We start from the raw sequence: 25,009 nt of genomic DNA, 5'->3' as shown, positions 1-25,009 counted from the left end.
CGGAAGCGAACATGGAAACCTTAGCACCCGCCGATGTCGATGCGATGATGCAGGTCGCCCGCCGCTACTATGAGGGGCAGGCCACGCAGGCCGAGATTGCGGCCGAACTCGGCCTGTCTCGCATGAAAGTGAACCGCCTGCTGCGCCAGGCGCGCGATGCGGGGATCGTGGACGTTCGGATCCGCGTCCACCGTGCCGTGGAAGCCGATCTCGAGCGACGGCTGAGGGAGCGGTTCGGCGTCAAGGCGGCGCTGATCGCGGTCGACCGGCGGGAAGCCGACGCGCAGCGCGCCGAGGTGGCGCTGCTGGTCGCGGACTATCTCGAGCGCGAACTCTTCGAGGGTGCGGTCGTCGCCGTCGGCATGGGCCGCAACATCGCAGCCGTCGCCGAGACGCGCGGTCGCCCGTTCCTGGAGCATGCGACCTTCGTCTCCGCCACCGGCGGCGCGCATCAGGCGGGGGAGCCCTCCAACGCCGACCACATCTGCCGCAAGCTCGCACGTCGGTTCGGCGGCGTGCCCGAAACGCTCTACGCGCCGGCCTACGTGCCGGACGCGACGCTGCGCGCCGGCCTGATGGCGAACCCGACCGTGAAGCAGACGCTGGATCTCGGGCGGAGCGCCGCGTTCGCGCTCGTCGGCATCGGCGACCTCGGCGAGGAAAGCCACATGGCCCGGATGGGTTGGTTTCGCCGGGAGGAACTTCTCGGCGCGCGGGCGGCCGGGGTCGTCGGCGATCTGATGGGCTACGACTTCTACGACATCGACGGGCGCGAGCGGAACGAGATCCTCGGCGGACGGGTCGTCGGCCTGCGCCTCGCCGACATCCGGGCGATCCCGACGACGATCGCGGTGGCCGCGGAGCCGACCAAGGCCATGCCGATCCTCGCCGCCCTGCGGACTGGGGCCATCGACGTCATCGCGACCTCGCTCGCCAACGCACACGGCATTCTCGCCCTCGATCAGGCGACCAAGGGTGGTTGAAGGACCTTGATCGTTTGAACAAGGCTGCGATATTATGAACGAGAGGGCGCCCCGGCGTCGTCGGTCCGGATCCGCGGACCCGCTCCTCAACCATCAGGTGAGACCCATGAAGATCATTCTCGGCGGCGACAGCGCCGGCCAGCCCCTCGTCCAGGCTATCAAGGACCACCTTGCCGGCCGCTCCGGCCTGACGGTCGTCGACGCCAGCCAGGCGCCGGACGGGTCGGCGGAGAAGTATGCGACGACTTCCGAGCGCATCGCCCGGGCCGTCGTGGACGGCGAGTACGACCGCGCGATCCTGTGCTGCGGCACCGGCATCGGCGTCAACATCTCGGCCAACAAGGTGCCCGGCATCCGCGCCGCGCTGACGCACGACACCTATTCCGCCGAGCGTGCCGCCAAGAGCAACAACGCGCAGGTGATCACGATGGGCGCCCGCGTGATCGGCCCCGAGCTCGCCAAGGCGATCGTCGACAAGTACCTGGAATCCGAGTTCGATCCGGCTGGCTCGTCGGCCGCCAATGTCGATGCCATCGATGCGCTCGACCGGAAGTACAACGCGTCCTGAGCGCCCCGGACGGCGCCATGAAAAAGCCCGCCGCGTCCTTCGACGCGGCGGGCTTTTCTGTGCCGGAAGGCTCGATCAATTGAAGCGGTAGGACAGCTTCGCCGTGATCGTGTGGAAGTCGAAGTCGCCGCTCGAGCGGAAGTCGGTGAACTGGCCCGGAATGACCGCCGCGCCCGAACCGTCGAACGGTCCGCCGTTCAGGATGGTCGAGGAGCCGCCATCACCGAGGTTGGTGTAGAGGTACTCGGCGCCGAACGAGATGTTCTGCGTGACCTTCACTTCCATGCCACCGCCGACCGAGTAGCCCCAGTCGTCCTCGTCCGAGTTGATGACGGCCGGGAAGGCGGCCGTGACGGCCGGGCTGTTGGTCGAGAAGCCGTAGTCGATCTCGCCGTACGCGACACCGCCCGTGGCGTAGAGGAGCGCCATGTCGGTGACGAGGTAGCCGGCGCGCAGGCGACCGGTCGCGAGATAGTCGAGGCTGCGCTCGGCGGTGTAGAAGGCCGGCGTGTTCGAGAAGGCGCTGGAGCGCTGCGCGATGTCGAGGGCGTTGATGTCCACGAGGGCGCCGACCACGAAGCGGTCGATCTGGTAGTCGTAGCCGATGTGCGCGCCGCCGATGAAGCTCGACTCGAACTCCGACGAGAAGTTGTTGCCGAAGGCGTTGGTCAGAAAGGCAGCGCCGGCACCGCCGAAGTTCGGGACGATGGCGAGGTTGTCGCCGTTGTCCGGGTTGAAGGCGCCGCCGCCCTGGATACCGAGGTACAGGCCGGTCCAGTTGGAGACCGGGGCCATCACCGCCATCGGCGCTGCCGGCTCTTCGTAGACGACGTCGGCAGCGAAAGCCGGGGAGGCGAGGGCGGCCGAGGCGAGCAGCAGGGCAAGGCGCTTCATGGTTGATCTCCAGGGTGCCGCCGTCCGTCGATGCGGGGCGGCTGTTACTTTGGAATCGGAAGGTCGGTATCGCTCCGCCTCTCGTGTGAACAAGATAATGTCGAGCGAGCGAACGCAAGTCGACCTTGCCGGCTTGGCTCCGCGAGTGTTGCCTTCAGAGCACGCGCGGCGCGAGCCTGAAAGCGAGGGGTGGGAGCGTTTCGCGAGCGTTTTCAACGCCCTAATTTGCTCTTCTTCAGACCCTGATGGACGGCTCACCGCTGTGTGATGCCCGCTTTCGCCCTTCGGTAGGCTCCACGCAAGAAAACGGACGACGCCGCTGTTTCAGAGCTGTGCCAACTCTTTCAAATGCCCGCGTTTCCTGCGGCATCCTCTTAAGCATGTTCGGCAATATCCGGACGATTTTCCTTTGTTTTACCGTGGGGAAACCTCGCCACGAAGATAGTCCCCCGCAGCTGACAAAGCCTCGGGAAGGATAATGTCATGGATACCTACGTCACTCGAACGGGACGACCCTTGTTCGTCGACCTCGACGGAACGTTGATCCGTGGAGACCTACTGTGGGAAAGCCTGTTTCACTTCGCGCGCCAGCAGCCGCTCGGCTTTTGGCGCCTGTTCGGCTGGGCCTTTCAGGGCAAGGCTGTCCTGAAGGACGAGCTGGCGGCGCGCACCGAGATCGACGCGGCGACACTTCCCTATCGCGAGGAGGTGGTCGCCACGCTGCAGGCCGAGCGCGAGGCCGGCCGGCCGATTATTCTGGCCACCGCTTCCAATGAGCGTCTCGCCCACGCCGTGTCCGCCCATCTCGGTCTCTTCGACGAGGTGATGGCGAGCGACCGGACGACCAACCTTTCGGCTTCCCGCAAGCTTGAGCGTATCCGCGCTCGCTGCGACGGCGAAGCCTTCGACTATGTCGGCAATTCGCACGACGACGTCTGCCTGTTCGAAGCGGCCGAAAGCGCGACCGTGGTCCAGCCCGACCGCTCGGCCCGCCGCTGGCATGGTGCGGCGACGCGCCCCTCGCGTCTCATCACCGATACCGGTTCGCTCGCGCGCGGCATGCTGAAGGCCATGCGCCCGCACCAGTGGACGAAGAACGTCCTCGTGTTCGTGCCGATGGCGCTGAACCACGAATTCCTCGACGTGCCGATGGCGCTGAAGGCGCTTCTGGCCTTCATCTGCTTCTCGCTCGCGGCGTCCTCGGTCTACATCCTGAACGATCTTCTGGATCTGGCCGCCGACCGTCGCCACAAGACCAAGCGCAAGCGTCCTTTCGCGAGCGGCCTCGTGCCGATCCCGGTCGGGCTGGCCCTGGCGGCGGGCCTGTTCCTGTCGTCCTTCGCGATTGCGGCTGTCCTGCCATGGGAGTTCATGGCGACGCTCGCCTTCTACATGGTCGCGACCACCGCCTATTCCTTCGCGCTGAAGCGCATGCTCCTGATCGACGTCCTGACGCTCGCCGGACTCTATACGACGCGCATCATCGCCGGTGCCATGGCGATCGACTCCAACGAGTCCTTCTGGCTCCTCGCCTTCTCGATCTTCTTCTTCCTGTCGCTGGCGCTGGTGAAGCGCTTCGTCGAGATCATGGATTTCGGCGGCGGCGCGAACCGCTCCTCGACCGGTCGCGGCTATGTCGACGTCGACCTCGACACGGTGGGGCAGGCGGGCATGGCCTCCGGCTTTGCGGCGGTGATGGTTCTCGCTCTTTACATCGACAGCGCCGAGGTCCGCGAACTTTACTCGCACCCCTATCTTCTCTGGCCGCTCTGCCCGCTCGTCCTCTACATCATCGTGCGCATCTGGGTTCTCGCTCGCCGCAACCACATGCACGAGGATCCGGTCGTCTTCATCATGCACGACTGGCGCTCGCAGATCATGATGGTGCTCGGCGCCTGCATGTTCCTGGTGGCGGCCTATGCCTGAGCTCTACGAGAACTGGGGGCGGATGCCACCCCCGCCGGAGGGGCGACGGGCGATCGAGGCGCCGCAGGCGGCCGTGTTCCCGGTCGCGCCCAATGAAGCCGGGCTTCTGCCGCGCGGCAACGGCCGATCCTACGGCGATACGTGCCTCAACGAGACGGGCGTCCTCGTCGACATGCGCGTGCGCAACCGCATCCTCTCCCTCGACCTGCAGGAAGGGGTGATCGAGGCGGAAGCCGGTGTCCTCCTCCACGAGATCACCGAGCGGATCGCCCCGCACGGCTGGTTCCTTCCGGTGACGCCGGGCACCCAGTTCGTCACGCTCGGCGGGGCTCTCGCCAACGACGTCCACGGCAAGAACCATCACCGTCGCGGCAGCTTCGGGGCCTGGGTCGAAGCCTTCACGCTGATGCGCTCCGACCTTGGCACGCTCGTCTGCTCTCGCACGCAGAACGCCGACGTCTTCGCCGCCACGATCGGAGGGCTCGGGCTGACGGGCATCGTGACGCGGGTCCGCCTTCGGCTGCTCGCCGTGCCGTCCCTGACCATCTGTGAGACGACGCATCGACTGTCCTGCCTCGACGATTACTTCGCGCGGGCCGCGGAGGCCGACGAGCGTCACGAATACGCCGTCGCCTGGATCGACCAGCTGGCGCGGGGGGCCCGCTTCGGCCGCGGCCACCTGATCTGCGGCGACCATGCCGGCAAGGGCGATCACACGGGCCGGGCCCGGCGGCCGCTGTTTTCGGTGCCGTTCACGCCGCCGGTCAGTCCCCTGCGGGGAGTGGCGCTGAAGGCGTTCAACGAGCTGAACTTCCGCAAGCTTCGCCGGGCGGAGGTCACGCGCAACGTGCCCTTCGATGGGTTCTTCTATCCGCTCGACCGCATCGGCGGCTGGAACCGGCTCTACGGGCCGCAGGGCCTTCGCCAGCACCAGAGCGTCGTGCCGGAGGAAATGGGTCGGCAGGCGGTGCGGGCGCTGATGGAATGCGCGGTGGCCCACGGTCAGGGCTCGTTCCTCACCGTGCTCAAGCGGTTCGGCGACCTGCCGAGCCCGGGGCTCCTGAGCTTCCCGCGCCGCGGCTACACGCTGACGCTCGACTTCCCCAATCGCGGCGCCCCGACGCTCGCCCTGATGGACGAGCTCGACCGGATCACGATCGAGGCGGGCGGTGCGGTAAACCCCTACAAGGACGCCCGCATGTCACCGGAGGTCTTCGCCGCCTCCTTCCCGCGATGGCGCCGGCTGGAGGCGATGCGCGACCCCGCGATCGTCTCGGACTTCTGGCGCCGCACGGCGCTGCGGCTCGATGCAGGACGGCAGCACTTCGGCGCGGCCGCGTAGGCAAGGATTGATTGACGCTGGCGGGGGAAATGCCGGTTCACAACCGCGCGAGCCCGCCTCGTCTTTACCGCATGGCATACCGGCTCCGCCAAGGATCCGGCCCGAGATCCAACAGCCGGGAGGCAAGGCGTGAGCCGGTACATCCCCTTCATCCTCTTCACAGTGTTCACCAACGCGGCCGCGCAGATGCTCCTGAAATACGGGATGATGCAGCTCGGCCCCTTGAGCTTCGCGGGCGTCAACCCGATCCTCAAGATCCTCTCGATCGTCTTCAGCCCCTTCATCTTCCTGGGGCTCCTGACCTTCGTGATCTCGATGGCCTCGCACCTCTTCGTGCTGTCGAAGGTCGAGCTGACATACGCCTACCCCTTCCTCAGCCTCGCCTACGTCGTCGTCGCCTTCGCGGCCTGGTTCCTCTTCGGCGAGGAACTGAACGCGGCTCGCATCGGCGGCATCGCTCTCATCTGCGTCGGCACGATCCTGATCGCCCGCACGGGCTCTACGATCGCCGACGACGTGCCGGTGACCATCACCGCCAAGACCCATTCCACCGAAGGAGCCATTCGATGAAGCACGTGATCTTCGGCGGCGACGGTTTCGTCGGCCGCCATCTCGCCCAGCGCCTCGTCTCAGACGGCGAAGAGGTCGTGGTCGCCGACATCGCCAAGGCCGACCTGCCGCACTACGCCCGCGCCACGCATCTCGACGTCGACGTCACCGATGCGGCCGCCGTGAACCGGGTGCCGATCGCAGCGGCCGACATGGTCTACAACCTGTCGGCCAAGATGCTGTCGCCGCTTCAGGTGCGTGCCAAGCGCCACGAGTTCTTCTACCCCGTCAACTACGACGGCACGAAGCACATCATCGAGGCGATGGACCGCGCGGGCGCCGGCCGGCTCGTCCATTTCACCACCGACATGATCTACGGCCACACCGTCACGACGCCGATGACCGAGGATCATCCGGTCGCGCCGCTCGGCGAGTACGGCCAGTCGAAGCTCGACACCGAGGTCCTGGCGGCCGACTGGCGCCGGCGCGGCATGAACATCTCGCTGTTCCGCCCGCGTCTCATCATCGGGCCGGGGCGTCTCGGCATCCTCGAGAAGCTGTTCAAGCTGATCGACGCGAACCTGCCGGTGCCGATGATCGGCTCGGGTCGCAACCCCTATCAGTTCATCTCGGTCTTCGACTGCGCCGAGGCGGCGCGTCTCGCCTGGAAGGCGGGCGTTCCGAACGAGGCCTACAATCTCGGCTCGCTCAACCCGCCGCCGGTGAAGAAGCTTCTCGGCGACCTCGTGCGCCATGCCGGCTCGAAGTCGATCCTGATCCCGACGCCAGGCTTTGCGGTGAAGCGCACGCTCGATTTCCTCGACTGGCTGAACATGCCGCTGATGGACCCCGAGCAGTACCTCATCGCCGACGAGGAATGCGTGCTCGACGTCTCGAAGGGCAAGCGCGACCTCGGCTGGGTGCCGCAGTACCGCGACGAGGACATGCTAATCGCCGCCTATACAGAGTATCGCGCGAAGAAGGAGGGCCGCTCGGCCGCCCGCTCCGCCTATCCCCAGCCGGCCGAGTGAGGAGCCCGCGCCATGCTTGATCGTCCGACGACCACCGCCCCCGCGCTCGACGACGCCCCGCGCCTCGGGCCGCCCAAGCCCGACATGCTGACCCTCGACCAGGCGAAGGCCATGGACGTCGGCACCATGGCCGACGTGTTCAAGGAGCACATCAACCCCGGCCAGTTCCACTTCATGAAGCTGCTCGGCTTCCACAAGGTGAAGGTCGAGCGCGCCGAGGGCATGTTCTACATCGACCAGAACGGCCGGAAGATCCTCGACTTCTTCGGCGGCTTCGGCTCGCTCGCCTTCGGCCACAACCACCCGCGGATCGTGGGCGCACGCAAGCAGTTCCAGGACGAGAAGCGCCACGAGATCGCCATCGCCTTCCTGTCGCAGTACGCGGCGGCGCTGGCCAAGAACGTCGCGGCGTGCTCGCCCGGCGACCTCGACATGGTGTTCCTCGGCTCGTCCGGCTCGGAAGCCATGGAAGCGGCGATCAAGGTCGCCGAGCGCGCTAGCGGTCGCAAGAACTGCAAGATCGTCCATGCCGAGAACTCGTTCCATGGCAAGACCAAAGGCGTCCTCTCGATCACCGACTCGCCGCTCTACAAGGGCGAGTTCAAGCTGGTCGAGAACACCTATCGCGTGCCCTTCGGCGACCTCGCGGCGCTGACCGCCGTCGTTCGCTCCGACCCGGACGTTGGCGTCGTGGTGCTGGAGACGGTGCAGGGCGGCGGCGGCATCGTCGAGGCGCCGACCGAATACTGGCAGGGCGTTCGCGCGCTGTGCGACCAGCATAAGGTCATTTGGGTCGCCGACGAGGTGCAGTGCGGCTACGGGCGCACCGGTCGCTTCTACGCCTTCGAGCACCACGGCGTCGTGCCGGACGTGACCGCGCTCGCCAAGAGCTTCGGCGGCGGCAAGGCGGCGATGGCCGCGATGATCGCCAAGCGCGACGTCTACATGAAGGCCTACGGCACGCCGAAGACGGCGATGATCCATGCCCATGCCACGTTCGGCGGTATCGGCGAGGGCTGCGCCACTTCGATCGAGGCTCTGAACACGCTCTACGACGAAGATCTCATCGGCAATGCCGAGGTGGTCGGCGCGTACCTGAAGGAGCGCCTCCAGGCGATTCAGCAGAAGTACCCGTCGATCATCAAGGAGGTCCGCGGCAGGGGGCTGATGGTCGGCCTCGAGTTCCACGACTTCTCGCAGACGCTGCCCTTCGCGCTGCGTCCCGTGGTGGCGCTCCTCGACGACAAGCTGAAGGGCTCGCTGTCGGGCTTCATCGGGGCGCTGCTCCTCAAGGACTACGACTGCCTCGTCGCCTTCACCGAGTACAATCGCAACGTCATCCGCCTGGAGCCGCCGCTGATCTGCTCCCACGAGAACGTCGACCAGTTCTGCGACGCGCTGGACGAGCTTCTCGGCCGCGGCATCGTCTCGATCGTCAAGGACTTCGTGAAGACGCAGATGGGCTGAGCCGGAGGCTCATACCCGTCACGAAAAAGGCCGGGTCGATCGACCCGGCCTTTTTGTTGTCGCCTCAATTGCCCCGGATCAGTCCGGGGCGAATATACGCCGTCCAGCACCGCGACAGCGGCACGGCGACGTGGTCGCGCAGGCCTTCCGCATAGATCTTCTGGATCGTCTGGTTCGCCACCGTCACCGGGCAGAGCGGCAGGAGCGCGAGGTCCGTGTTGCGGACGGCCTCGATCGTCCGGGCGTTCGGCGGCGGGATGGCACGGAACGGATCGGCGCCGATCGCGATGAACGGCGTGCCCTGACGGCCCAGGGCGTACGGGAAGGGGTTCACGAAATTGAGGTTCATGATCGTCTCGAACCGCACCCCATGGGCCGTCTCGTAGGCGCGGATCGCGTCCACCGCCTCGTTGGCCGTCATCAGCCAGGCCGCCTGGAAATCGAGCTCGGAATAGAGGCTGAAGATCGGCAGCTGCCCGTCGGCGGCCAGCGCCTCGTAGGTCCGGGGATAGGCGACGTAGTTGTCGATCATGTGCGCCGCCCGGTCGATCACCTCGGGCCGCTGGGTCACGCTGTCGAGGGCCTTCAGGTTCTGTGCCGGCACCTTCACGTACATCAGCTGCCCGACGACGGCCCGAGCCGAGCGGTGCAGGACGTTGACGAACGGAGGCATCGCGACGGCTGCGACGAGGACGAGAACGGCAACCGTCGCGCGCTGGGAATGGCGCGAGGCGTCGCAGGCGATGCGCACCAGCACCGGCCAAATGAAGATGAAGGCCTGACCGCCCGTGTTCTGCGTCTCGAAAAACAGGCCTGCGAGGAGCGCGACGCCCAGCCAGACGGCGTTCCGATCGAGAAGCGCGACCCAGGTCGCGGCGCGCAGGGGATGACGCGCGGCGGCGCCGATCGTCGAGGCGATGGGGCGGCTGTCGAGGAACAGGAGGGCGGCAAAGAGGAGGCAACCCGAGGCGAAGATGCCGAAATGGATCGAAGCCGCCTGGACGAAGCGGCTGATGAGAACACCCTCGTTCATGCCGACGAGCGAAGCGATATCGCCGAGATAGGCGCTGACGACGCCGGTCGTCGCCTCCAGTCCAGCCAGCACCGCCGCGAAGGCCGCGAGCGCACCGACCGCTGTCGACAGGCGCACCCGTCCGGCCGCGAACGCGAAGGCGCAAAGCCCGCCCGCCGCGATGAAACCGGTGATCTTCGACAGGAACAGCGCCGCGCAGATCCAAGCGATGACGAACAGGAGCACGCGCTGACGGCGCTCGAACACGAGCGCGACCATCAGCACGTAGAGAAGCTGCGTTCCATGGCGGTTGTAGATCCCGAAGCCGTCGAACCCGGGATAGGACGAGAACTGCTCGAGATTGGTCGGCAGAAGCTGAAACAGGAGGAACGGCAGCAGAAGTGCTAAAGCCAGCGTGCGCGAGCTCCTGTCGATGCGCACGAGCACGGGAAGGAGGCCGGCGAGCGTCACCGGCAGCAGCATCCACTGCGCCAGCAGGAGCGGCTGCGGCTTGGCGAAGATCTCGAGACCTGCCGCAAAGAGCCAGTAACCGAGCGGGCCGACGGGCGCGAAGAAGTCGACCGACGGCGTCTGCCCGTTGAGCACGCGCCAGCCCCCGTCGATGAAGACGACGACGTCCCAGTACATTGCACCGATTGGCAGCGAGATCGGCAGGCTGAGCAGGAGCGCCGCCACCAGCACCGTCGCCAGTCCGATCGCGAGCGGCGACAGGATCGCGGACGAGGGCGATACGTGTGGCACGCGATGGGCGCCGATGCGGGTTTCGAGGGGGAGGGACATCGACGGCTTCCGGCAGTTGCGGGTCGTCCACACTCTGACAAAACGGCCTTAAGCCGCCATTAAGTACCGTCTCGACGGCATCCGTCGTCGCAGCCTTTCGTTCGGGACTTGCATCCGAATCGGAATGGGCGGACGTTGATGCGATGCTGAAGCTCGTCGCCCTCGCGATCTGCGGATCGCTCCTGAACTCGATCCCCGCCAAGGCCGCGGGCGAGGAGCCGGTCGACGTCGAGCTGGTGATTGCAGTCGACGTTTCGTGGTCGATGGACTACGGCGAGCTCGACATCCAGCGGGACGGCTACGTCGCCGCCTTCCGCTCCGCCGAACTGCAGCAGGCGATCACCGACGGCATGCACGGCCGCGTAGCGGTCACCTATGTCGAATGGGCCGGCGACACGTCGCAGCAGGTGGTGCTGCCCTGGACGCTGATCGACGGCAAGGAAGCCGCCGAAGCCTTCGCCTATCGCCTGTCCGAGGCGCGGCCGGACCGGATGCGGCGGACCTCCATCTCCTCGGCGATCGATTTCGCGGCCGGTCTGTTCGACCGCAACGGCTTCGAGGGTATGCGCCGCGTCATCGACGTCTCGGGCGACGGGCCGAACAATCAGGGGCGCCCGGTCACCGACGCGCGCGATGCGGCGGTGGCGCGTGGCATCACGATCAACGGCCTGCCGCTGATGACGCAGGGTGAAGATCTTCGCGGCGGTTGGGGATCGATCCGGGATCTTGACCGCTACTACACCGATTGCGTGATCGGCGGTCCGGGCTCGTTCATGATCCCCGTGAACGACTGGGCGCAGTTCCCGCAGGCGGTTAGGCGCAAGCTGGTCCTCGAACTGGCCGGGCTCTGGCCGATCCGCGCGAGGCAGGACCGCATCGTCCCCGCGGCAATGGAAGGGGCACCCGCGAACTGTCTCATCGGCGAAGCCCAATGGCAGGAACGCTGGCAGCGCTGAGCGTTACGGCCGTTTGCGCGTTCAGGCCCGCGGCGCGGGGACGCCGGCCGACGACCGGCGACGCTGGCGCATCGCATTCTGCTCGAAGCTCAGGACCATTACGATCGCGACCGCGAACGGGATCAGGAGATAGAGGATCCGGAACACGAAGAGGGCCGCGAGAACGTCGGTCTCCGGCACGTCGGACAGTCCGGTGAGGAACGTGACCTCCAGGACACCGAGGCCGCCCGGCGCGTGCGACACCAGCGCTAGGGAGAACGACACGACGAAGATCGCGAGCACGATCACGAAACCCGGATTGGTCTCCGGCGGCAGCGCGAAGTAGATGATGCCCGCGGCGGCCACGATCTCCAGCGGGGCGGCGATAAGCTGACGCAGAACGACGTCGCGCCTCGGGTATTGCAGCAGAAAACCTCCGATCTTGCGCGGCCGGAAGCCGCGGAAGCTGCCGAAGACATAGAGCCCCACCAGAAGCAGGATCAGGACGGCCAACCCGATCGGCACCCAGGGATCGACGTCAACATAGCGACGGATCATGCCGGGGTCGGCGAGTTGCGTCAGGGCGGTGAGGACAAGGATGCCGAGCGCGAAGGTGAACGAGCAGAAGGCGATGAGCAACGCGATCTCGGACGGTGTCAGCCCGCGCGAGCTGTAGGCGCGATAGCGCACGACGGCCCCGGAAAAGACCGATGCACCGATGTTGTGCGACAGGGCGTAGGTCGTGAACGAGGTCGCCGCCACGAAAGGGAGAGACACGCTGCGGCCAAGATGCCGAAGCGCCAGCCGGTCGTAATAGGCAAGTACGGCATAGGCGAGCAGGGCACAGAGGATCGACAGCGCCCACTGCCCGAAGCTCACGTTCTGAAAGCTCACCCAGATGTCGTCGAGCGAGAGGCCTCGCACTTCCTTGTAGAGGATCCAGCAGGAGAGGACCACGGCCGCGAGACCCACGATGGGCCAGATGGCGTCCTTCCACTTCATGCCTGCTCCTTCCCTGTCGCGGCAGTTGCCCGAGCGCTGCCGACGAACGGCCTGCCCCAACAGACATAAGCCTGAGGCGGTACGGTGGAAAGCGATACGCCTTCAACTGTCAGACAGGTCGCGCCGCTGCCGATGATGACCCGCAAATTCCGGTCGCGTCAAAATATGTTCGCTTCAGGGAACCGAATGTCGCAGTTGCCGTTTCTTCGCCGCAATCGGGACCCTGAGGAGTTTGGTCATGATCCGTCGCATTTCCGTCGTCGCCGCAACGCTCGCTGCCGTCATGGTGGTTTCCGGTTGCGCCAATACCGTGCGCGGCGTGGGCCGTGACGTCGGCAACACGGTCGATGCGACCGGCGCTGCGGTCAAGGACGTGGCTCGCTAAGGAGGGCGTTCGCCTCCAAGCCGTGCTAACGAGAAAGGCCGGTTCGCCGGCCTTTTTTCATGCCCGCTGGAACGGGATGAGAGCCGTTAGTCGCTTGGTAAGCATAAAGGGCGATGATCTGGGTGTCGCCGCGCTGGCGCGCTCCGGATCAGGTCTCGCGTACCGGAGCCAGCGCGGAGGCAGAGGTCCTTTCGGCCCGAGCGCAGATTTCAGGCCGCCGTCAACGCCCGCACGATATCCGCAGGACGATAGGGCTTGGCGATCTTCGGGATCCGGCTGAACCGGCTGGGAACGTCGGAGAGGCTTCCGGACACGAAGCAGAAGGGCACCTTGAGGTCCTCAAGCGTCCGGGCGATCGACGTCGAATTGTGACCACCCAGATCGAAGTCCAGAAGTGCGAAGTCGACGCCTTCTTGGATACGCCGAAGACCATCCGTCAGGCTGCTGGCCCAGACGCAGTCCGCCTGCAGCGTCTCGACCACGATGTCCTCGAGGTCCATTGCGATCAGCGGTTCATCTTCCAGGATCAGTACGCGCATCGAAGAAGCCCTCGTTTCCCGTACAACGACCTGCTTCGCACAAGGTTCGCCTTAACAAGAAATAAATTTCCAGCGACTTCTTGACTTTTCATTTACCATGCCAGCGGCGAGCCCTTTAGCCGCCGGTTGTGGCGTCAGGTCTCAAGCCAGCGAGGCGATCGGTTCGCCGACGGGGATCGACGTCGTCGAGGCATCCGAAACCACCGCGCGCTTGGACAGCGAGGTGAGGAGTTCGGCCGCCACGCGTTCAGCGGGAGCCGGCTTTCCGAACAGGTAGCCCTGCAACTGATCGCAACCGATTTCCATCAGCATCTTCGCCTGCGCAGGCGTCTCGATGCCTTCGGTTACCACTTTCAGGTTCATGTGGTGTCCGAGACTGACGATCGTCCCGATGATGTGGCGTATGTTCGGCTCGCCCTGCTCGAAGGCGATCATGAAGGACTGGTCGATCTTCAGCTTGTCGAAGGGGAAGCGCCAGAGATAGCCGAGCGACGAGTAGCCCGTGCCGAAGTCGTCCATCGCGATCGACACACCGAGTGTCTTCAGTTGTTGCAACTGCTCGAGGATCGTGTCGGACCGATCGAGAAGCAGGCTTTCGACGACCTCGATCTCCAGCCGGCGGCCTGCGATGCCGGCAGCTTCCAGCGCGTTGCGGACGATGGAGACGAGATCCCCGTCGCGGAACTGCACGGCCGAGAGATTGACGGAAATGAACAGCTCTTCCGGCCACAGCGCGATCTGGCGCGTCGCTTCGCGAAGAACCCAGTCGCCGATCGCCTTGATGTAGCCTCGCGCCTCGGCGATCGGGATGAAGACCGAGGGCGGGATATAGCCGCCCTTGCCATCGGGCAGTCGGATCAGACTCTCGAAGCCGAGGATCGTCTGGTCGCTGGCGCGCACGATCGGCTGGTAGAAAAGCTCGAATTGCTCGTGCTCCAGAGCTTCGCGCATGCGCCGTTCAATCATCCGGCGACGCGTCGCCTCCTCGTCCATCGATGGCTCGAACAGGACGAAGTCGCCTTGCTTCGTGCTCTTGTGGACGAGCACGGCGAGTTCTGCGTTCTGGAACAGCTCGCCAATGGTGCGCCCGTGCTCGGGCACCAGCGCCACGCCCATGCACAGCTGCGGCGTCAGTTCGATCCCCTCGATCGTGACCGGCGCCTCGATCTCCTGTTGGATCCGCCGCGCCAACGCCTCGACATCGTTCATGCCGCGCAGGTTGCGCTGGACGATCATGAAGTCGTCGGCGCCCGTGCGGGCGACGAGATCGTTGCGATCGTTGATGCGCATCAGGCGATCGGCGACGGTCCGCAGAAGCTCGTCGCCGCCGGCCTGGCTGACCGTTTGGTTGATATCCCCAAGGCCCTTGATGTCGACGGCCCAGACCGCGAGGCGCTCGCGCGTGGCGCGGCAAGTCGCGAGGATCCGCCCCGCTTCCTCCTCGATCCGCTTTCGATTGAGGAGCTTGGTCAATGTATCGTGATTGGCGAGGAACTGGATGCGCTCGTCGGCCTGTTCGATGCGCCACTTGCGCCGAATATAGATGAGGCCCGGGACACCGGCGCCCGTCACGAGAACGCCGATCAGGCCAGCCACCGCTAGTCCGACGGTCTTGGCGAGATTTTCCTCCACCCCGGACATGTCGGGCGCGACCGATACGAAGGCCTGACGCGTTCCGGCGCGTTCGAGCGGTGAGATTACAAGGCTTTCACCCGAAGCTGATCGAACCACCTCGCTCCACTGGCCGGGACGCTCGACGGCACTGACCGCGAGCTTTTCCAGACCGTTGATGCCGCCGGGGCGCTCGCGCAGCAGCCAGGCATGGTCCTCGGATTTCAGCGAGAACTGGGGTTCGCCGGCAAGGTTGAAGATCGTGAAGTTGGTCAGGCCCGATGCCAGGGCGACGGACCGGATTTCGCTTTCGAGTTCGGGATCGCGGGAGATGCCGGTCAGGAGCGCTTCGACGGCCCCCTTCGTCTCTTCGAGATAGGTCACGAAGCCCCCGACGCGCTGCTGCGCGGTCGAGGCAAGCAGGCTGGAGACCGTCTCCTTGCTGATATACACGCCCGCGACCGATACCGCCGCAAGCACCGCGCCCGCGCCAATCGCCGTTGCCGAATACCGTTTGAGGAATGTGATCATCGCACCCGGATTCCTTCGCCAAGGGACCCTAGGCGACGAAGGTTAAGGAAGCGGATCGCTTGTGTGCGATCTTGACGTGCGCGTCACACCTGCCAGCGTCGGTGAAACCACATCCATTGGTCCGGATTCTCGCGCACCCAGCGCTCCACGACGTCGTTCAGCTGCTGACAGCTCCCCGCGACGTCGATCTCGCCGTTGGCGGAGCGCTTGAGTTCCAGCCGGGGCTCGAGCGACAGCCGGTAGCGCCCGCCCGGAAGACGCACGCAACGGGCAGGGTGGATGTCGCAATCGAACTTGCGGGCGAGTTTGGGAACGAGGGGATTGGTGCGGCAGGGGCGCCCGAAGAAGGTCGTCGGCTCGCCGCGCTTGAACTTCTGGTCCACCAGCATGCCGACATTGCCGCCGGCCTCCAGCGTGCCGGCTAGCGCCCAGGCCGCCCCGGCCTTGGAGGGAACGAGATGTCCGCCGCGCGTGCGCCGAGCCGACAGAACCTTACGCGCGATGTAGCGATTGTTCGGTTGACGGAAGAGCGCCGTCAGATTGAGCCCGAAGGTTGCGGCGCAGATCGGCAGAAGTTCGAACGAGCCGAGGTGAGCGGTGAAGAAGATGATCGGCTTCGGGTTGTCGCGCAGCCGGAGGAACAGGTCGATCCCCTCGACCTCGACCATTCCCGTGCCCGGCTCGCGCGCGGGGTCGAAGTCGAAGATCTCGTCGAGAAAGACGTATTCCGCCGCAATGCGACCCATCTGGCCCCAGTTGCGCCGGGCGATGTCCTCGATCTCGGCAGCGCTCTTCTCGGGGTAGGCGAGCGTCAGGTTCTCGATGGCGATCCGATGCCGCGAGGTCTTCGGGCCGATCCATCGGGCAAGCCGGTCGGCGAACGCCAGACCCTTGCGCGCCGGAAACTGCCTGAGCACGGCGAGCATCGCGAACAGGGCCTGAGCAACGAGCCAGTCGCGCGACTGCCGCTGCCGCTTCCAGACACGTTCCAGCAACCGTCCGCTCATGCGGCGATGTCGCGATCCACGCGCAGCACGATCTTGCCGAATACCTGCCGGCCTTCCATGCGCTTCAGCGCGACGTCGATGTCGTCGAAGCCGACCTCGGTGTCGATCACGGGCTTCACCCAGCCGCGCGCCATCTTCTCCATCGCGTCGGCCATGTTCTCCATTCGGCAGCCGAACGAGCCGAGGAGCTTGAGCTGCTGCTGGAACAGCATCATCAGATTGACCTCGGTCGAGACGCCCGAGGTCGAACCGCAAGTGACCAGCCGGCCCCCACGCTTCAGGCAGAGCATCGAGCCCGCGAACGTGTCCTTGCCGACATGCTCGAAGACGACGTCGACGCCCTTCTTTCGAGTCAGCTTGCGCACGACGCCCTCGAAGCGGTCGGTGCGGTAGTTGATGACGTGATCGGCGCCGAGCGCCTTGGCCGGCTCGATCTTCTCGTCGGAGCCGACTGTCGTGATCACCGTCGCGCCATGGCGCTTGGCGAGTTGGATGGCCGCCGTGCCGATGCCGGAGCCGCCGGCATGGACGAGGATGGTCTCGCCGGGCTGGAGCTTGGCGTTGTCGAAGAGCATGTGCTCGACCGTGCCGAAGGTGACGGGCGCCAGCGCTGCGCCGACGGCATCGCAGCCCGGAGGAGCCGGCACGAGCAGGCGCGCGGGCAGGTTGATGCGCTCCTGCGCGAAGCCGTCGAGATGGAAGCCGTGCACACCGCCGACATGCTCGCAGAGATTGTCGCGGCCTTCGCGGCAGGCATGGCAGAGCCCGCAGGTGCGCGCGCCGTAGATCGAGACGAGCTGACCGGGCACCAGCCCGGAGGTGCCCGCGCCCAGCGTCTCGACGACGCCCGACGCCTCCGCGCCGATCGTCAGCGGCAGCTTGCGCTTGGCGAAGGCCATGCCACGCCAACCCCAGACGTCGATATGGTTCAGCGCGACGACCTGGATGCGGACCGTCACCTCGCCGGGACCGGGGGCGCCCGGCGCGTCGACCTCGACGGTCCGCAGGTCTCGGTCGGCGACGAGTTGCAAGGCTCGCATGGAAGCTCCTGGAAGAACGGTCAGCGCGGCTCGCGGCCGAGAACGAGCGAAACGTTCTGGCCGCCGAAACCGAAGGAATTGGACAGGACAGCCGATACATCGGCCGAGCGCGCCGTGTTCGGCACCACGTCGAGCGGGATGGCCGGATCGGGCTGCTGGTAGTTGATCGTCGGCGGAAGCGTGCCGTTGCGCATCGACAGGATCGAAACCACGGCCTCGATCGCCCCGGCGGCCGTCAGCGTGTGGCCGATCATCGACTTGTTGGACGAGATCGGCACCGAGGCGATCGCATCGCCGAATACGGCCGCAAGACCGGTGTATTCCATCCGGTCGTTTTCCGGTGTCGACGTGCCGTGGGCGTTGATGTAGCCGATGTCGGCTGGCGTCAGGCCGGCATCGTCGAGGCCGGCGCGGATGGTCGAGATGATTGGCGAGCCGTCCGGCTTGGAGCGGGTGCGGTGGAAGTCGTCCGCTTGCTCGCCGATGCCGTGGACGACGCCGAGGATTTCGACGCCGCGGGCACGGGCAGACGCCAGGGACTCGAGCACCAGCGCCCCTGCGCCCTCGGCCATCACGAAGCCGTCGCGGTCCTTCGAGAACGGCTTCGAGGCGCGCTCGGGATTCTCGTTCTGCGTCGACAGGGCGGACAGGAGCGAGAAGCGGATCAGGGCTTCGGCGCCGACCGAGCCGTCGGTACCGATGGCGATGCAGCGTTCGGCGTCGCCGCGCCGGATGGCTTCCAGCCCGAGCTGGATTGCGCTCGCGCCGGACGCGCAGGCGGTCGACAGCGTTATCGGCAGGCCGCGCGTGCCGAGCGTATCGGCCAGGCGCTCCGAGATGCCGCCGAACAGCGTCAGGTCGTAGATCGCGGCGGAACGGTTGGTGCGCGCGAGTTCGAGAAGCCGGTCGTAGCCCGCTTCTTCGCGCGCCTCGCCCGAGAGCTTGTCCAGCACAAGCCGCTGCGACCATTCGAGCTCGATCGGCGGCGCGGCCAGAAACAGCGGGGCGCCGAAAGCCGTGGGGTCGAGGCCCGCCATAGCGATGGCCTCCGTCCCCGCGGCCTCCGCCAGCGCATAGGACAGTGCAATGCCGCTCCACGGCTCGACGGCCATGAAATCGACGGTGCCGGCGATCGTAGTGCGCAGGTTGTCGGTCGGAAACCGCGTGATTCGATGAATGCCGGATCGGCCGGCGGTCAGGGCCGCCCAATTGTCGGCAACGCCGCGACCGAGCGACGACACAACGCCGACGCCGGTGACCGCGACCATCGGCCGACCCTGAAAATCGAGATCGCGAGACGTCATCCGTTCCATCCGTCCTTGCGCCGGAGCGCCCGGCTCAACAGTCATGCTTCAGCGGGGCTCGATCGCCTCGACCAGCGCAACGCCCTCGCCCCGGACGTGGCCAACGCTGGTCACGAGAGCGCAGGACGGGGCGAAGTCGGCGGGGCGTTCCTCACCGCCGGCAGCAGGTGCGGGGAGGCGACCGGCCGACAGGTGAATGGCGGCCAGTGCGACGCCGGTTGGAAAATGTGCCTCCATCGCGTGGCCGACGGCGCTTCCGAAGGTGCGAACGGCCGCCTGCGGGAACCGGCGGTTGAGAAGCGTCAGTTCCTCGCTCGTGGCCTCGTCCTGTCCGCTTGCGCCGGACAGGACGAGAAGCTCCTCGTCGCTGACGCCGCTCTCGTCGAACAGACGCCCGAGGCGCTCTGCAAGTCGTCCATCGCTACGCGGTCCGCGATCGCCGGCGACGAAACTGAGACGCCCATAGGCCGTCGCGCCGCGTGCCCGAGCGTGCTCGGCCTCTTCGAGCACCAGAAAGGCTCCGACGCTTCCCGGGACAAAGCCGGCGTCCGCGCTCGTGCGGGCGGGCACGGGCCGCCAGTCGCCGCCAAGAAGGTATCCGCCGAGCTCGTAGTTCACGAGAAGGTCCTTGCGAGCGGCCGAGAAGGCGCCGCCGACGAGGCAGATGCGGCTCTGGCCGGCAAGGATGCGCGCTGCGGCGACCTGCACGGCGGAGATGCCGGCGCTTTCCTCACCCATGAAGGTGCGCGAGGAGCCCGTCACCTTGTGGACGATCGAGATATTGCCGGCCATGAGGTTGGATAATTGCGCGAGAAACAGCGTCGGGCGCAGTTCGCTCGACAGAAGCTCGTTCATCATCGGAAGCGGATCGTCCTGGCCGCGCGCGCGCGCCATCACGAGGGCGTCGACGTCTGGATCGCGCTCACCGCCGCCGGCCGCGACGATCATGTCCACCTTCGCACGCGTCGCCTCGTCGGCTGCGACATCCGCATCCGTCAGGGCAAGACCGGCCGCATAGACGCCGAGCTTCTGCCAGGTTTCCATCTGGCGCTGGTCGCTTTTCTTCGGGATCTGCAGCGACCAGTCGATCGGGGGGAGGGGATGGACGAAATGCCCGGTCGGCTCGACGCTCTCGATCGCCGGCTGGATGTTGCCGTGCGGGGCCAGCCGAGCCAGATGCGTCTCGACGCCCTCGCCGAGCGAGGAAACCAGGCCGACCCCGGTGATCAAGACGTCTCGCGCGGGCTGATCCATGGTCGGTTCCGTCAAGGGTAGGCGCGGGCGCGCCGGGCGCCCGCGGAAGATAGGTGCTCGATCGTGCGGTCGGCCGGGTCAGACCGCCTTGGCGGCCCGCAGCTCGTCGATCTTGGCGCAGAGGTTCTTCATGACGAAGTACTCCTCGGTGGAAGCTGCGCCTTCGTTGACCTGCTGCGTCCACTTCTCGAGCGGAATCTTGATGCCGAATTCCTTGTCGATCGCGAAGACGATGTCGAGGAAGTCGAGCGAATCGATGCCGAGGTCGTCGATCGTATGGCTCTCGGGGGTGATCTGGTCGCGGTCGATCTCGCTGGTCTCGGCGATGATGTCGGCGACCCGGTCGAAGGTTGAAGACAAGGGATCTTCCTCGTAAATCTGTCGGATCGTTCGTGCGGCGAACCTATATGCAATCCTCCAGCGTTTGCAAAGCGAACCCGCCGGCTCCTCTTTTATCCCGTCGCTCGCGAAAACGGCCCGGACCCCATGCGCCCCTATCTCCCCGTCCGGTTCGCCGTCGCGCCGATGATCGACTGGACCGATCGTCATTGTCGCTACCTGCACCGGCAGCTGGCGCCCCGCGCGCTTCTCTACACCGAGATGGTGGTCGCCGATGCGATCCTGCACGGTGACCGGGACCGGCTTCTCGGCTTCGATGCCGCCGAACACCCGCTCGCGCTCCAGATCGGCGGGTCCGATCCGGCCAAGCTCGCGGAAGCCGCACGGATCGGTGAAGCCTTTGGCTACGATGAGATTAACCTGAATGTCGGCTGCCCATCGGACCGGGTTCAGTCAGGTGCCTTCGGTGCCTGCCTGATGCGCGATCCCGACCTCGTCGGACGCTGCCTCGCCGCGATGCGCGAGGCGGTCGCAATCCCGGTCACGGTGAAATGTCGGATCGGCGTCGACGAGCAGGACCCGGAGCCCGCGCTCGATGTGTTGGCCGACCGGGCCGTGGAAGCCGGCGTCTCGGCGATCTGGGTTCACGCGCGCAAGGCGTGGCTGCAGGGGCTGAGCCCCAAAGAGAACCGCGAGATACCGCCGCTCGACTACGAGCGCGTCTATCGGCTGAAGCAGCGACTGCCCGAGATGTTCGTCGGCCTCAACGGGGGGCTCGCGACGACCGAGGCCGCGGCATCGCATCTGAACCGCGTCGATGGCGTGATGATGGGGCGGGGCGCTTACCAGACACCGTCCGAACTCGCACGCGTCGGCGAGCTTTGCCATGGCGAGCCGCCGGTCCCGGTCGACTACCCCGCCTTGATCGACGCGATGGCGGCCTATGCCGAGCGGCACATGGCCGCCGGCGGCCGCCTGTCGAACGTCACGCGCCACATGATCGGGCTGTTCACCGGCCTGCCGGGCGCTCGTCGTTGGCGTCAGATCCTGTCGGAACGAGCGGTCCGTCCGGGAGCGACGCCGGAACTTCTTCGCGACGCCTTTGCCGAGGTGCAGCTCGATCCTGCAAACGCGGCTGCGGCCTGACGGCGAGGACCTTCTGCAATGGATTGGGCGGAAATCGGGACGCTTGCGGCCCTGCTCGCTGCGGGCGCCCTCCTGTCCGGCTTCCTCGCGGGCCTTTTAGGGATCGGCGGCGGCGCCGTCACGGTCCCGGTCCTTTATCAGGTGCTGACGACGCTCGATGTCGCGTCCGGCGTGCGGATGCAGGTCGCGGTGGGCACGTCGCTCGCGCTGATCATCCCGACGTCGATCCGCTCGCTTCGTGCCCATATGGCACGCGGCGCCGTCGACCTGGTGTTGCTGAAGCAGTGGCTGATCACGGTGCCGCTGGGTGCAATTCTTGGCGGCGCCATCGCCAACCTTCTGCCGTCCGACGTGCTGGCCGCAATCTTTGCCGCCATCGCTCTCGTGCTCGGGCTGCGCATGCTGATCGGCAAGCTGCCCTTCGTGCTCGGCAGCGACCTGCCGGGCCGTGTCGGACGCACGGTGGCGGGACTGCTGATCGGTGGCCTGTCGGCGATCATGGGGATCGGCGGCGGGGTGCTGAACAACACGTTCATGACGCTCTACGGCCGTCCAATGCATCAGGCGGTCGCGACATCCGCGGGTGTCGGCGTCCTGATCGCGATCCCCGGCATCGTGCCCTTCATCGTCGGCGGCTGGGGGCACCCGGACCTCCCCCCGCTCAGCCTCGGCAATGTCAGTCTTGCCGCCCTTGCGATCCTGATCCCGATGTCGATGCCGACCGTGAAGCTTGGTGCGACGCTGGCGCACCGCCTGACCAGGCGTCAGTTGGAGGTGGGGTTCGGTCTCTTCCTGCTGACGGTGGCGCTTCGCTTCATGGTCAGCGCGTTCTGATCGCCGTCAGTCCGAAAGCACCAGCCGGTCGCCGCGGAAGTCGAGCGACGACAGCGTGCCGAGAAAGCTCATGCCGAGGAGATTGACGCCGATCCCGTCGCCCTGGGTCACGACGGCCGGGACGCGCCGCCGCTCGATGTTGCCGACGCGAACACTGTCGAGCGTGACGGGCGCGGCCACGGTGTCTCCGTTCGCGGTCCGGATGCGTGCCGTGTATCGAAGGCTCGCCGGATCGATGCCGATCGCCGCCGCCGTGTCCGGGTCGAGGGCGATGACGCTCGCTCCCGTATCGACGAGGAACGGAACGCGCCGGCCGTTCACCTCGGCGTCGAGTGCGAAATGGCTACCGTCTCCGCGCGCCACCATCACCTGACCGTCGGCGCCACTGAGGGTCGCCGTGCGACCGGGCACGAGCACCGCCATCATCCGATCACCGACCGTGCGAAGCTCGGGACCGAACGCATACGCCGCGATCAGCACCGCGAATGCGGCGATCCAGATCGCCGCGCTGCGAGCAGCTTCACCCCACCGTCCGCGAAAGGCCACGAGGAGACCGGAGCCGAGAAGCGTGATCCAGAGGCCCATGTAGACCAACGAGGCAAACGCATCGTCCCGAAGGCCGAGCACCTCGCCGCCGCCGAAGGTCAGCGCCGAGAGTGCTAGGCCGACGACCGCCAACAGGACCACGAGTAGGGTGCCGGACCGCATCTCAAAGCGCCTCTACCTGACGCAGGCGCTCGTCGAGTTCGCCCATGACGGCCAAGCGCCCTTCCTCGGACATGCCGGACCAGCCGGCGATCTCCTCGATCGTGCGCCCGCAGCCGATGCATAGAGCGCCGGCGGCATCGAGGGCGCAGACGCGAACGCAAGGGGAGGCGAGAGGCGCGGACATCGATGTCATGGGGAAGGAGATATGGCGGCGCCAGACGCACCGCAACGTCGCCTCGCTGCGACGTGTTCGCTCCGCGCCGCTAGGACAGATCGCTCAGCGCCGGCATGACTTCGAGAACGCGCGCATGGGGGAACGTGGCGAGCGCTTCGGTTCCCTGACCGGGTGCGGAACTCAACTCGAACGAGCCGTTGTGCAGGCTGACCAGCGCCTGAACGATGGGCAGGCCGAGGCCCGTGCCCTGCTCGGCGCTCTTGATGGCGTTGGTTCCCTGGCCGAACGAGGACAGGACGAGCGGCATCTCCTCCTTCGGAATCCCCGGGCCGTTGTCACGCACGGACACGTATTGCCCGCCGCCTGCCGTCCAGCCGACCCGCACGAGAATGTGCCCCTTCGGCGGCGTGAACTTCACGGCGTTCGACAGGAGATTGAGAATCACCTGCCGAAGCGAGCGCGGGTCGCCCCAGAGCTGCGGCAGGTCCGGCTCGAACTCGGCGCGAATCTCGATCCGCTTGGTGTCGGCCTTCATCTGCACGAAGCCGATGGCGGCCTTGGCGATCGCGACGAGACTCACGGCCTCCTCGTTCAGCGTGTAGCGACCGGCCTCGACGCGCGAAAGGTCGAGGATTTCGTTGATGAGGTCGAGAAGGTGCTGTCCCGAATTATGGATGTCGCGTGCATAGTCGCGATACGTGTCGTTGCCGACGGGGCCGAGAATCTCTTCACTGATCACTTCGGAAAACCCGAGGATCGCATTGAGCGGCGTACGCAATTCGTGGCTCATCGTTGCCAGGAATTGCGATTTGGCAAGGTTCGCTTCCTCCGCGCGTTGGCGGGCCTGATCGGACGCGATCCGCGCCGCCTCGATCTCGAAGGTGAACTGGTCGCGCTCCGTGCGGTGGCGGATGCGATCCACCTTCGACGCACGCAACCGGCTGGACACCACCGCGAAGAACGGAACGGCGGCCAGCAGGACGCCATGGAGAGCCATGCGCGACGGGTCGTCGGTGGTCGAGGTGAGATAGGCGGCGGCGAGGGCCAGCGGCCCGAAGCTCCAGAGTACGACGCCCTTGAGACTCGCGCCGATCAGCGCGAGGGTCGCGATCGCCGCGACCGCCACCGCGAGGCGGACCGCATCGAGCGCCTCGAAGCCGCAGGCCTTGCAGGTCGGCCACAGCATCAGGATCGCCCAGGGCACGCCGAGAACGACGTGACAGGCCTGGAAGCGCCGACGCCACGAGAAGGCCGCGACCATCGACGGGGCTGTCTTCTCGAAGGCGCGCAGCATCACGAGCAGCGGCAGGGCCGTCAGGAGATTGAGGCAGACCCAGGCGATCATCACCGGCAGATCGGCGAGCGCGAAGAGGGCGCCGGCGGCACCGACGATGATCGCCAGAATCGGCAGGCCGGCCGAGAACTGGGGAACGTGCTGGCGCAAAAGCTCCAGTTCGATTCGCGGCGGCATGCCATCGGCCGAGATCAGCTGGTCGCGCGTCCGGCGTAGCGTGCGCGCCAGTTCCACGCGCTGGCCGCCCGCTCCGCCTCGGGGCATGCTTGACTTGTCCAGGGATGGCGGGGCGGCAAGCGACATCGAAACGGTTCGGGCAAGGGTTGCATGCA

General features: G+C 66.3%; 24 protein-coding genes. 11 read left to right on the top strand and 13 right to left on the bottom strand.

The features are described 5' to 3' along the window. The first annotated feature begins 11 nt into the window (after positions 1 to 11). Together BM175_RS05345 and derI are read left to right on the top strand one after the other, a co-directional pair. Entirely contained in the window at positions 12 to 983 is a 972-nt protein-coding gene (locus BM175_RS05345) for a sugar-binding transcriptional regulator (RefSeq protein WP_090960354.1), read from the top strand. 106 nt (positions 984 to 1,089) lie between these two features. Continuing rightward, positions 1,090 to 1,551, top strand: a complete 462-nt coding sequence (gene derI / locus BM175_RS05340; RefSeq protein ID WP_090960352.1) for a D-erythrulose-4-phosphate isomerase — start codon at positions 1,090 to 1,092, stop codon at positions 1,549 to 1,551. Between the two features lie 75 nt (positions 1,552 to 1,626). On the opposite strand, the gene BM175_RS05335 is transcribed toward derI, so the two are convergent. Continuing rightward, entirely contained in the window at positions 1,627 to 2,445 is an 819-nt protein-coding gene (locus tag BM175_RS05335) for an outer membrane protein (RefSeq protein ID WP_090960349.1), read from the bottom strand. 483 nt (positions 2,446 to 2,928) lie between these two features. On the opposite strand from BM175_RS05335, the gene BM175_RS05330 reads away from it, so the two are divergent. From BM175_RS05330 to BM175_RS05310, 5 genes are all read left to right on the top strand, one after another. Further along, positions 2,929 to 4,371, top strand: coding sequence for a UbiA family prenyltransferase (locus tag BM175_RS05330; protein WP_090960346.1), 1,443 nt, complete (start codon positions 2,929 to 2,931; stop codon positions 4,369 to 4,371). Further along, positions 4,364 to 5,713 (top strand): FAD-binding oxidoreductase, encoded by a 1,350-nt coding sequence (locus BM175_RS05325; RefSeq protein ID WP_090960343.1) that lies wholly within the window; start codon positions 4,364 to 4,366, stop codon positions 5,711 to 5,713. Before BM175_RS05330 ends, BM175_RS05325 begins: the two co-directional genes overlap by 8 nt. 186 nt (positions 5,714 to 5,899) lie before the next feature. After that, positions 5,900 to 6,283 carry an EamA family transporter gene (locus tag BM175_RS05320; protein WP_090961235.1) on the top strand — a complete coding sequence of 128 codons (384 nt, stop codon included), beginning with the start codon at positions 5,900 to 5,902 and terminating at the stop codon, positions 6,281 to 6,283. Then, a complete protein-coding gene (locus BM175_RS05315; RefSeq protein ID WP_090960340.1) occupies positions 6,280 to 7,293 on the top strand; it encodes an NAD-dependent epimerase/dehydratase family protein in 1,014 nt (337 codons plus the stop codon). Before BM175_RS05320 ends, BM175_RS05315 begins: the two co-directional genes overlap by 4 nt. A gap of 12 nt (positions 7,294 to 7,305) precedes the next feature. After that, positions 7,306 to 8,760: an aspartate aminotransferase family protein gene (locus BM175_RS05310; RefSeq protein ID WP_175526769.1), complete on the top strand. Its 1,455-nt coding sequence runs from the start codon at positions 7,306 to 7,308 to the stop codon at positions 8,758 to 8,760. A 64-nt stretch (positions 8,761 to 8,824) separates the two neighbouring features. Here the strand turns inward: BM175_RS05310 and BM175_RS05305 are convergent, their stop codons facing one another. Then, a complete protein-coding gene (locus BM175_RS05305) occupies positions 8,825 to 10,573 on the bottom strand; it encodes a hypothetical protein (RefSeq protein WP_090960337.1) in 1,749 nt (582 codons plus the stop codon). A 143-nt stretch (positions 10,574 to 10,716) separates the two neighbouring features. Here BM175_RS05305 and BM175_RS05300 point away from each other — a divergent pair, with 143 nt between their 5' ends. Then, a complete protein-coding gene (locus BM175_RS05300) occupies positions 10,717 to 11,529 on the top strand; it encodes a DUF1194 domain-containing protein (RefSeq protein WP_090960335.1) in 813 nt (270 codons plus the stop codon). A gap of 21 nt (positions 11,530 to 11,550) precedes the next feature. On the opposite strand, the gene BM175_RS05295 is transcribed toward BM175_RS05300, so the two are convergent. Beyond that, the gene (locus BM175_RS05295; protein ID WP_090960332.1) at positions 11,551 to 12,510 is read right to left on the bottom strand and encodes a lysylphosphatidylglycerol synthase transmembrane domain-containing protein; all 960 of its coding nucleotides are present in this window, start codon (positions 12,508 to 12,510) and stop codon (positions 11,551 to 11,553) included. A 238-nt stretch (positions 12,511 to 12,748) separates the two neighbouring features. On the opposite strand from BM175_RS05295, the gene BM175_RS22625 reads away from it, so the two are divergent. Then, positions 12,749 to 12,895, top strand: a complete 147-nt coding sequence (locus BM175_RS22625; protein WP_175526768.1) for an entericidin domain-containing protein — start codon at positions 12,749 to 12,751, stop codon at positions 12,893 to 12,895. A gap of 209 nt (positions 12,896 to 13,104) precedes the next feature. On the opposite strand, the gene BM175_RS05290 is transcribed toward BM175_RS22625, so the two are convergent. The 7 genes from BM175_RS05290 to BM175_RS05260 all read right to left on the bottom strand — a co-directional run bounded on the left by BM175_RS05290 (position 13,105) and on the right by BM175_RS05260 (position 20,541). Further along, a complete protein-coding gene (locus tag BM175_RS05290) occupies positions 13,105 to 13,434 on the bottom strand; it encodes a response regulator (RefSeq protein WP_090960329.1) in 330 nt (109 codons plus the stop codon). A 141-nt stretch (positions 13,435 to 13,575) separates the two neighbouring features. Further along, the gene (locus BM175_RS05285) at positions 13,576 to 15,576 is read right to left on the bottom strand and encodes a putative bifunctional diguanylate cyclase/phosphodiesterase (RefSeq protein WP_090960327.1); all 2,001 of its coding nucleotides are present in this window, start codon (positions 15,574 to 15,576) and stop codon (positions 13,576 to 13,578) included. An 83-nt stretch (positions 15,577 to 15,659) separates the two neighbouring features. Further along, positions 15,660 to 16,583, bottom strand: coding sequence for a lipid A biosynthesis lauroyl acyltransferase (locus tag BM175_RS05280; RefSeq protein ID WP_090960324.1), 924 nt, complete (start codon positions 16,581 to 16,583; stop codon positions 15,660 to 15,662). Next, the gene (locus BM175_RS05275) at positions 16,580 to 17,623 is read right to left on the bottom strand and encodes a zinc-binding dehydrogenase (protein WP_090960322.1); all 1,044 of its coding nucleotides are present in this window, start codon (positions 17,621 to 17,623) and stop codon (positions 16,580 to 16,582) included. Before BM175_RS05275 ends, BM175_RS05280 begins: the two co-directional genes overlap by 4 nt. A 20-nt stretch (positions 17,624 to 17,643) precedes the next feature. Next, positions 17,644 to 18,927, bottom strand: coding sequence for a beta-ketoacyl-ACP synthase (locus BM175_RS05270; RefSeq protein ID WP_090960319.1), 1,284 nt, complete (start codon positions 18,925 to 18,927; stop codon positions 17,644 to 17,646). Between the two features lie 48 nt (positions 18,928 to 18,975). Then, complete coding sequence (locus BM175_RS05265) at positions 18,976 to 20,181, bottom strand: beta-ketoacyl-ACP synthase (RefSeq protein WP_090960316.1); 1,206 nt, start codon at positions 20,179 to 20,181, stop codon at positions 18,976 to 18,978. 78 nt (positions 20,182 to 20,259) lie between these two features. Then, entirely contained in the window at positions 20,260 to 20,541 is a 282-nt protein-coding gene (locus BM175_RS05260; protein WP_090960313.1) for an acyl carrier protein, read from the bottom strand. 126 nt (positions 20,542 to 20,667) lie between these two features. On the opposite strand from BM175_RS05260, the gene dusA reads away from it, so the two are divergent. Together dusA and BM175_RS05250 are read left to right on the top strand one after the other, a co-directional pair. Next, a complete protein-coding gene (dusA, locus tag BM175_RS05255) occupies positions 20,668 to 21,666 on the top strand; it encodes a tRNA dihydrouridine(20/20a) synthase DusA (protein WP_090960310.1) in 999 nt (332 codons plus the stop codon). An 18-nt stretch (positions 21,667 to 21,684) separates the two neighbouring features. Further along, a complete protein-coding gene (locus tag BM175_RS05250) occupies positions 21,685 to 22,500 on the top strand; it encodes a sulfite exporter TauE/SafE family protein (protein ID WP_090960306.1) in 816 nt (271 codons plus the stop codon). A gap of 6 nt (positions 22,501 to 22,506) precedes the next feature. On the opposite strand, the gene BM175_RS05245 is transcribed toward BM175_RS05250, so the two are convergent. The 3 genes from BM175_RS05245 to BM175_RS23210 all read right to left on the bottom strand — a co-directional run bounded on the left by BM175_RS05245 (position 22,507) and on the right by BM175_RS23210 (position 24,941). Then, positions 22,507 to 23,208: a retropepsin-like aspartic protease family protein gene (locus BM175_RS05245; protein ID WP_090960303.1), complete on the bottom strand. Its 702-nt coding sequence runs from the start codon at positions 23,206 to 23,208 to the stop codon at positions 22,507 to 22,509. A gap of 1 nt (position 23,209) precedes the next feature. Further along, the gene (locus BM175_RS05240; RefSeq protein ID WP_090961230.1) at positions 23,210 to 23,392 is read right to left on the bottom strand and encodes a DUF1289 domain-containing protein; all 183 of its coding nucleotides are present in this window, start codon (positions 23,390 to 23,392) and stop codon (positions 23,210 to 23,212) included. Between the two features lie 79 nt (positions 23,393 to 23,471). Further along, positions 23,472 to 24,941, bottom strand: coding sequence for a sensor histidine kinase (locus tag BM175_RS23210; protein WP_280141080.1), 1,470 nt, complete (start codon positions 24,939 to 24,941; stop codon positions 23,472 to 23,474). Positions 24,942 to 25,009: the final 68 nt, after the last annotated feature.

This window comes from Aureimonas phyllosphaerae (assembly GCF_900113065.1).
Classification (GTDB): domain Bacteria; phylum Pseudomonadota; class Alphaproteobacteria; order Rhizobiales; family Rhizobiaceae; genus Aureimonas; species Aureimonas phyllosphaerae.
The sequence above is the reverse complement of the archived record's forward strand: the minus strand, read 5'-3'. Positions and strand labels throughout refer to the sequence as shown.

What these genes read in the sequence shown, in the direction of transcription:
- BM175_RS05345 (WP_090960354.1), top strand. Translation starts at nt 12, where the DNA reads ATGGAAACCTTAGCACCCGCCGATGTCGATGCGATGATGCAGGTCGCC.
- derI (WP_090960352.1), top strand. Translation starts at nt 1,090, where the DNA reads ATGAAGATCATTCTCGGCGGCGACAGCGCCGGCCAGCCCCTCGTCCAG.
- BM175_RS05335 (WP_090960349.1), bottom strand. Translation starts at nt 2,445, where the DNA reads ATGAAGCGCCTTGCCCTGCTGCTCGCCTCGGCCGCCCTCGCCTCCCCG.
- BM175_RS05330 (WP_090960346.1), top strand. Translation starts at nt 2,929, where the DNA reads ATGGATACCTACGTCACTCGAACGGGACGACCCTTGTTCGTCGACCTC.
- BM175_RS05325 (WP_090960343.1), top strand. Translation starts at nt 4,364, where the DNA reads ATGCCTGAGCTCTACGAGAACTGGGGGCGGATGCCACCCCCGCCGGAG.
- BM175_RS05320 (WP_090961235.1), top strand. Translation starts at nt 5,900, where the DNA reads ATGCTCCTGAAATACGGGATGATGCAGCTCGGCCCCTTGAGCTTCGCG.
- BM175_RS05315 (WP_090960340.1), top strand. Translation starts at nt 6,280, where the DNA reads ATGAAGCACGTGATCTTCGGCGGCGACGGTTTCGTCGGCCGCCATCTC.
- BM175_RS05310 (WP_175526769.1), top strand. Translation starts at nt 7,306, where the DNA reads ATGCTTGATCGTCCGACGACCACCGCCCCCGCGCTCGACGACGCCCCG.
- BM175_RS05305 (WP_090960337.1), bottom strand. Translation starts at nt 10,573, where the DNA reads ATGTCCCTCCCCCTCGAAACCCGCATCGGCGCCCATCGCGTGCCACAC.
- BM175_RS05300 (WP_090960335.1), top strand. Translation starts at nt 10,717, where the DNA reads ATGCTGAAGCTCGTCGCCCTCGCGATCTGCGGATCGCTCCTGAACTCG.
- BM175_RS05295 (WP_090960332.1), bottom strand. Translation starts at nt 12,510, where the DNA reads ATGAAGTGGAAGGACGCCATCTGGCCCATCGTGGGTCTCGCGGCCGTG.
- BM175_RS22625 (WP_175526768.1), top strand. Translation starts at nt 12,749, where the DNA reads ATGATCCGTCGCATTTCCGTCGTCGCCGCAACGCTCGCTGCCGTCATG.
- BM175_RS05290 (WP_090960329.1), bottom strand. Translation starts at nt 13,434, where the DNA reads ATGCGCGTACTGATCCTGGAAGATGAACCGCTGATCGCAATGGACCTC.
- BM175_RS05285 (WP_090960327.1), bottom strand. Translation starts at nt 15,576, where the DNA reads ATGATCACATTCCTCAAACGGTATTCGGCAACGGCGATTGGCGCGGGC.
- BM175_RS05280 (WP_090960324.1), bottom strand. Translation starts at nt 16,583, where the DNA reads ATGAGCGGACGGTTGCTGGAACGTGTCTGGAAGCGGCAGCGGCAGTCG.
- BM175_RS05275 (WP_090960322.1), bottom strand. Translation starts at nt 17,623, where the DNA reads ATGCGAGCCTTGCAACTCGTCGCCGACCGAGACCTGCGGACCGTCGAG.
- BM175_RS05270 (WP_090960319.1), bottom strand. Translation starts at nt 18,927, where the DNA reads ATGACGTCTCGCGATCTCGATTTTCAGGGTCGGCCGATGGTCGCGGTC.
- BM175_RS05265 (WP_090960316.1), bottom strand. Translation starts at nt 20,181, where the DNA reads ATGGATCAGCCCGCGCGAGACGTCTTGATCACCGGGGTCGGCCTGGTT.
- dusA (WP_090960310.1), top strand. Translation starts at nt 20,668, where the DNA reads ATGCGCCCCTATCTCCCCGTCCGGTTCGCCGTCGCGCCGATGATCGAC.
- BM175_RS05250 (WP_090960306.1), top strand. Translation starts at nt 21,685, where the DNA reads ATGGATTGGGCGGAAATCGGGACGCTTGCGGCCCTGCTCGCTGCGGGC.
- BM175_RS05245 (WP_090960303.1), bottom strand. Translation starts at nt 23,208, where the DNA reads ATGCGGTCCGGCACCCTACTCGTGGTCCTGTTGGCGGTCGTCGGCCTA.
- BM175_RS05240 (WP_090961230.1), bottom strand. Translation starts at nt 23,392, where the DNA reads ATGTCCGCGCCTCTCGCCTCCCCTTGCGTTCGCGTCTGCGCCCTCGAT.
- BM175_RS23210 (WP_280141080.1), bottom strand. Translation starts at nt 24,941, where the DNA reads ATGCCCCGAGGCGGAGCGGGCGGCCAGCGCGTGGAACTGGCGCGCACG.